Origin of the sequence: Maledivibacter sp., assembly GCA_025210375.1 — a bacterium.
GTDB lineage: Bacteria > Bacillota > Clostridia > Peptostreptococcales > Caminicellaceae > JAOASB01.
Window position 1 is genome coordinate 225,749 of sequence record JAOASB010000013.1, and the last position, 6,965, is coordinate 232,713.

Annotated in this window: 4 protein-coding genes; all 4 read right to left on the reverse strand. The window is 31.4% G+C overall.

The genetic code is table 11. From position 1 onward, the window contains the following. Nucleotides 1–1,743, reverse strand: a complete 1,743-nt coding sequence (locus N4A68_05205; GenBank protein ID MCT4563700.1) for an ABC transporter ATP-binding protein/permease — start codon at nucleotides 1,741–1,743, stop codon at nucleotides 1–3. Next, entirely contained in the window at nucleotides 1,736–3,544 is a 1,809-nt protein-coding gene (locus N4A68_05210) for an ABC transporter ATP-binding protein/permease (GenBank protein MCT4563701.1), read from the reverse strand. The genes N4A68_05205 and N4A68_05210 overlap by 8 nt, the downstream gene beginning before the upstream one ends. Then, nucleotides 3,541–5,265, reverse strand: coding sequence for an ABC transporter ATP-binding protein/permease (locus N4A68_05215; protein MCT4563702.1), 1,725 nt, complete (start codon nucleotides 5,263–5,265; stop codon nucleotides 3,541–3,543). Before N4A68_05215 ends, N4A68_05210 begins: the two co-directional genes overlap by 4 nt. Continuing rightward, the coding region (locus tag N4A68_05220) for an ABC transporter ATP-binding protein/permease (protein ID MCT4563703.1) at nucleotides 5,259–6,965 on the reverse strand (1,707 nt) is incomplete at its 5' end. The genes N4A68_05215 and N4A68_05220, both read right to left, overlap by 7 nt.

Consider the following 6,965-nt stretch of genomic DNA (forward strand, 5'->3'; position numbering starts at 1 on the left):
TCAAGCATTCATGCTCCATCTTGAACTCTCATCCTGTAGAGTATATAACTTTTTATACAATCCGTTATTTCCCATCAATTCCTCATGCTTGCCCATTTCCTCAACCTCTCCATCCTTTAGGACAACGATCTTATCAACATTCTCTATAGTTCGCAATTTATGGGCTATAACGATAACAGTCTTTCCTTGAATCAATTTAGAAATTCCTTTCTGAACGAAATTTTCATTTCTAGGATCTAAAGAAGATGTAGCTTCGTCCAAAATGACAATCGGAGCATTTTTAAGTAAAGCTCTTGCAATAGAAATTCTTTGTCTCTCACCACCGGATAGTTTGCTTCCATTTTCTCCTAATAACGAATTATAACCATCGGGCAAATCTTTTATAAAATCCTCACAACCAGCTAATTTTGCCGCTTCTATGATTTCTTGTTCTGTGGCATTTTTATTGCCAATTTTGATATTATTATATACCGTATCATTAAATAAAACGACATCTTGAAACACTATACTAATATACTTCATAAGATGTTCTGGCTTCATTTCTCTTATGTCGTTTTTACCAATAAGAATCTTTCCATGATCTACATCCCAAAACCTAGCAATCAGTTTTATGAGTGTACTCTTTCCACTACCTGATGGTCCCACTATGGCTGTTATTTGATTTTCGCAAAAAGGTATTGTCACATAATTGATTATGCTTTTTTCTTCATAAGCAAAACTCACATCTTCGACATATATATTAAAATCTGAAAGTGGTATTGTTTTTTCTCCGCTAACCCTTGGAATTAACATTAACTCCCTCATCCTTTCGGTAGCAAATCGATAGTACATCAATTCTGCCAAGGATACGATTTGAACCAATATAGGACCATATATTCTAATGGATAACAGACAAAATAGAAGAACAGGAATAATATTGACATGTCCACTAACATATAGCATTATTCCAACAAATATTGTTATTCCTGTACCTAATTGAAGAATTATTTGAGAACCAGAAAAAAAAGCTCCTGTTATTATTTCCCCCTTTAGTTGCATATTTTTCATAGAAGTTAGAATATTATCAATGTGCTTAAAATTATTTTTAGAAGTTCTACATGATTTAATAACTTTAATTCCTTCTATATATTCTTGCACGGCTTCTTCTTGTTCAAGCTTTAACTTGGTTAATACCCTCACCCATTTTTTATGAATTGTTCTACTTGCCCATATAATAAATATAGCGGTTGGTATAGTAATAATTACACAAAGGGCTAACCGCCAATCAATAATTAAAAGGCAAATACTAATAATGATAGTAGATATACATGTGGCGATGACTTGAGGTAAAATGTGACTAAGTACCATTTCAATGGAAGCACAATCCCCCATAATATTTGTTGTAATCTCTGCTAAATCTTTCATATTAAAAAAAGTCATAGGAAGCTTCCGTAAATGCTCAGCAACTCTTATTCTGTAGCTTTCTGCCTCTGAATAAGAAGCAACAAAAGACTTTCGATGTTCATAGATTGTAGCTAAAAACATTAGAATCATTACAAATACTCCTACAAAAAATAATATCCATATCCTATTCCAGCTAATTTCTTTTTCTGATAGTGGCTTTAAAATTTCCACTAACACCTCAATAGAAATAATAATCGGAATCATAACCAGCAGATTTGATATTACACTTGCAAATACAGCTTTTCTTAATTTAGTTTTGCTAATATCAGAAATATACAGTAGTTTTTTAATTTCATCCAATATTTTCACCTCCGATACGCCATAGCTGAGCTTGGCTATATGTTTCCCACATAGAATAATAGTTTTCTTTATTATTAATTAATCCATCATGTGACCCAACTTCCGCAATTTTGCCTTTATCCATAACAATAATTTGATCCGCTTTTTTTATTGTATTTAAGCGATGGGCAATCATAATGACTGTTTTGTTAGAAAGAAGTTCTTCAAAAGACTTTTGAATTAAGTATTCGTTTTCAGCGTCATTAAATGCTGTTGCTTCATCTAATATAATAATAGGTGGATTTTGTAATATAGCCCTTGCTATTGCAATCCTTTGCTTTTCACCACCAGATAAGTGTACATTTTCACTTCCAATGATTGTATTGTATCCTTGTGGAAGATCTGCAATAAAGTCATGGCAATAGGCTTTTTTAGCCGCCAAAATAATATCTTCGTCTGTTGCACCCCCACATCCCATTCCAATGTTATCCCTTATACTTCTCTTGAATAAATAACTATCTTGAAAAACAAAACCAACTAGACTCATTAACTGATTCGGTTCTATATTTCGTATATCTACTCCTCCTATCAAAATCTGTCCCTCATTCACATCATAGAATCTTGGTATCAAGTGGGCAATTGTAGTTTTTCCACTCCCAGATGCCCCTACAACAGCTGTTATTTTATTACTTTTCGCAGTGAAATTCACATTATCTAATGCTTGTGTTTCCTTAGCTTTGTCATAGCAAAAAGTAACGTTTTTAAATTCAACATCATAGGATTTTATAACTTCTTTTGAAGCAGAAAGAGACTTTACTTTTGGCTCTTGAAGTATCATATCCATATTTTGAATTCCATATTGAATTTGATAGGTTTTCGAAATCAAATGAACAACTTTTAGCATTGTTATTGTAATTGACGGTGCAACCACTATATAAAACACGGTTTTTGATATAAATGCATAGTAATTATTTGTACTACGTCCAACACATATTATAATAGGCAAAATAAAAATATAGATATTATGAACCAAAACTGTATATGTGGACATTGTCTTTTCTAGTTTTAAAGTGTATTTAATAGCCGACTCAGTATACTTTTTTATTACATTATAAAATTTTTCAAATGTTGCCAATGTGGTGTTAAATAATTTCAATACAGAAATTCCTCTTACATATTCAACGGCTAAATTATTCATTTCCCCATTTGCCTTGAAAACCTCTTGCATATGAATTTTAGCCGAATCTGTTTTAAATGATAATCCTAGTATATAAACTGCAAGCCCAATAATAGCTAAGCAGACTGCGCCATATCGCCAATCAACTAAAATAAGAATAACAAGGGTTATTAAACAAGATGTAACTGTATATACTAAATCTGGAAATTGATGAGCCAAAAAATCTTCTGTATTACCTATATCTTCATCTATTATTTTTCTAATATTTCCACTACCCATTTTTATACCAAATCCAATAGGCAATTCCGTAAAATGTCTTAACACGTCTTTTTTCAACTTATAAATAGTTTCAAATGCAGCCCTATGCAACAGGCACAAAGCCACAAAATATGCGAGTATATTTATTGCACTTCCAATAATAAGTACCCATGCTAATTTAAAGATTTGATCAGTATTTAATTCTACTGTCTTGGCAAATGATGCTAATATCTCAGAGGCTATATAATAAATTGAGATATAAGGCAAAAAGGAAGCTAATGCTGAAATAACAAGAAAAACGACCGCTAATATTACTATCCCCCTCTTTGTTGTTGCTATTTGTACTAACCTTTTTAATCCAGATTTATTTTTTACCCTATCCATCATACCTTCCATCCTTCCGAAATCTTCATTTGGCAATACATATCTTCGTACCAACCCTCATTTTTAATTAAGCTATCATGATTACCATACTCAAGAATCTTACCAGCCTTTAGAACTATAATCTTATGGGCATCACGTATTGAATTTAACCTATGTGCAATCACAATAACCGTCCTATTCTGGGTTAGTTTTGTTATAGCCTGTTTAATCTCTATTTCATTATCTGCATCCAATGATGCAGTTGCTTCATCTAATAGAACAATGGGGGCATCCTTCAATAATGCCCTTGCGATAGAAATTCTTTGTCTTTCCCCCGCAGAAAGTGTAAATCCCCCTTCTCCCACCATTGTGTTGTAGCCTTTTTCCATTTTCATTATAAATTCATGACAATTGGCTACCTTAGCAGCTTGTATCACTTCTTTATCCGTTGCATCTAAATTTCCAATTCGTATATTTTCATATACAGTATCTTGCAAAAGATAGACATCTTGAAAAACCATACTAATGTTTTTTAGTAGTTCATTAGGGTTAATATTACTAATATTATTATTTCCAATGATTACCGATCCTTCTTGTGGATCCCAAAATCTAGCAATCAAATTTGTTATAGTGGTTTTCCCACTCCCAGAGGGACCAACTAAAGCAGTTGTTTCTCCCATTTTTGCAACAAAACTAATGTTTTGCAAAACAGAAATATTCTCTTCATAGGAAAAAGTAACATTTTTAAACTCTATATCATATGAAGGGATATTCACTTCTTTCTTCAAGTAAGGCATTTCTTCCTGATTCTCAACTGCTATCAAATTTTCACTTGCCAAAGTCAAGTATCTAAATAAAACAAATTTAGGCAACCCTACTTTTAATATGTTTGAGAGCCCAAGATTTAGCATAATAAACGAGATAAATGAAACAACACTAATCTCTTCTTTAGATAACATTTGAACTCCCAAGATTAAAAACAAGGGAAATGATAGATCAATTAAAATACGAGAAATAAAAATATTTGGAGTTAAGGAAAACTCCGTTTTAATATTACTCTTTTTTAATTCTGAAAGTGCATTTCTTAATCGTTTAAAATTTGCTCCTACAACACCAAAAGACTTAAACACCTGAATACCTTCTATATATTCAACAACCCTAGAAACCAAGCCTTCCACTGCAATTTTATTCTTTTTACCTTCTTGTACAATTTTCTTCATTCCTAATATGACGATGGCAATGGCAATTACCATTAATACTAGTTGATAAATTGCTAAGTAAGGACATATAACAAATGAAAAAACTATCAAAATAACTCCTAGTAATATTATTTTCAAAATATCAGAAACTTGATGAGTTAAGATGACTTCTAAATCATGTAACTCTGTTGTAAGGGTACCAATTAGGTAACCACTACTTTTTTGATTAAAATATCCTAAATTAATTTTTTGCATGTGTTCACCTATCTTTAAACGTAAATCCTTTATAGATAAGCAACCAATTTTTTGGAGTTGAAATATATTTTTCTGCAAAAATATCTTTCTAATTATAAAACAAAGTAGTAATACACAAGTGTAAATAGATATTTGCAAAACAGATAATTCATTTCCAATAGATTGCACCATGCAATACATCATGATCATAAGAGGAATTGCACCTATAAAAATATCGAAGATGGATAAACAAACTATTTTTCTATACTCTATGTAATAATTACCAAGTAATTTTTTTAGATTTTTTAACAAAATCCATCCTCCTTTCTATAACTTTTCCACATTTTTGTGTATATTCCATTCTTGCTCATTAGTATTTTATGAGTTCCTTGTTCTACTATATTTCCTTCTTCTAGAACTATAATCTGATCTGCATGCTGAATTGTATTAAGGCGATGGGCAATAATAATCGCCGTCTTATTTTTAAGTAGCTGATCTAATGCTAATTGGATCTTTCTCTCATTTTCTAAATCTGCATAAGCTGTAGCCTCATCTAAAACAACAATCCGTGATTCTTTTAGAATACAGCGTGCTATGGATATTCTCTGTGCTTGCCCCATGCTGAGTTTTACCCCACTGTGAGCTATTTTTGTATAATATCCATTTGGTAAAGATGAAATAAAATCATGAATTTGTGCTTTCTTTGATGCTTCAATAATCTCTTCTTCTGTTTTATCCATTCCCATCCTTATATTTTCGTAAAGAGTATCTTTAATTAAATAAACTTCTTGAAAAACATAGGCAATATTCTTCATGAGACATTCCGTAGATAATTCTTTAATGTTAATTCCCCCGATAGAAATAATTCCTTTCTGAATATCCCAAAATCTACCAACAAGCTGTGTGATTGTAGTTTTTCCTGAACCCGAAGCACCAACTAAAGCAATGGTCGAATTATTTCCCACCCTAAAGCTAACCTTATGAAGAATTTCAGTGCTTTCATATGAAAAGCTCACGTTATTAAATGTAATATCATGACTTATATTTTCTTCCAACTCTACATTCCCATCCTGTTGAATAGGAGTTTCAATAATTTTTCTTATATTACCTACTCCTGCAAGTAATATGTTTAATTCTTGGGATAGACTTAATAAAGACTTAAAGGATTCAAACAAAAATATACTTAAAATCATAATTAGTAAAAATGCCGGGAATTTAATATGACCTCTAATCAACATGTATCCTCCAATAGGAACAGAAAATAGTGTACCTGATTCTAGTAAAAGCATATAATTAACATAAAAAGGAACTGACTCCTTAGTGGTTTTAATCCAAAAATCAGAGTGTTCTTCTACGGAATCCCTAAATTGTTTAAAAGAAACCGAGGAAATGTTAAATGCTTTAAACACTTTCATTCCTTTTACGTATTGAATAATAGCAGTATTCATTTTTCTTTGGAAATGATTATATGTCACCATATTTTTACTATAGTGTTTAAATGCTTGTTTTTGAGCAACCAATGCTAAAGCTACTGGAATGATCATAATAATCCCAAGAACTAGGTTAAAGTGAATCATGATAGCTAGAATAAAAATTGGTGAAATCATGGCTGTTACGAGGTCTGGAAGTTGGTGAGCTAAAAATAATTCTAGTTTTTCCACGTCTTCGTTTATAGTTTTTTTGATTTCTCCTATAGTATTCTTATTGAAAAAACCCATATTAAGTTTAGGAAGATGATTACATACTCTAATCCTTATTTCATAAAGAATATTGAAAGCTGCAATATGGGATAACATTCCCGACAAAATCCCAGCTACAATATTAATCCCTACAAAAATTACAATGTACTTACTAATAGCCCAAAGGTCTTTATATTGAATTTTGGTATCTGTGAGTACAATAATAACCTTAAATAGCATAAAATAAATAAGAGTACCAAAAATGGAGCCAATTACACTAAGTACAATGCTCCCAATTAGCAATCTTTTTTTATCTCCCGCCAATTTAAGTAA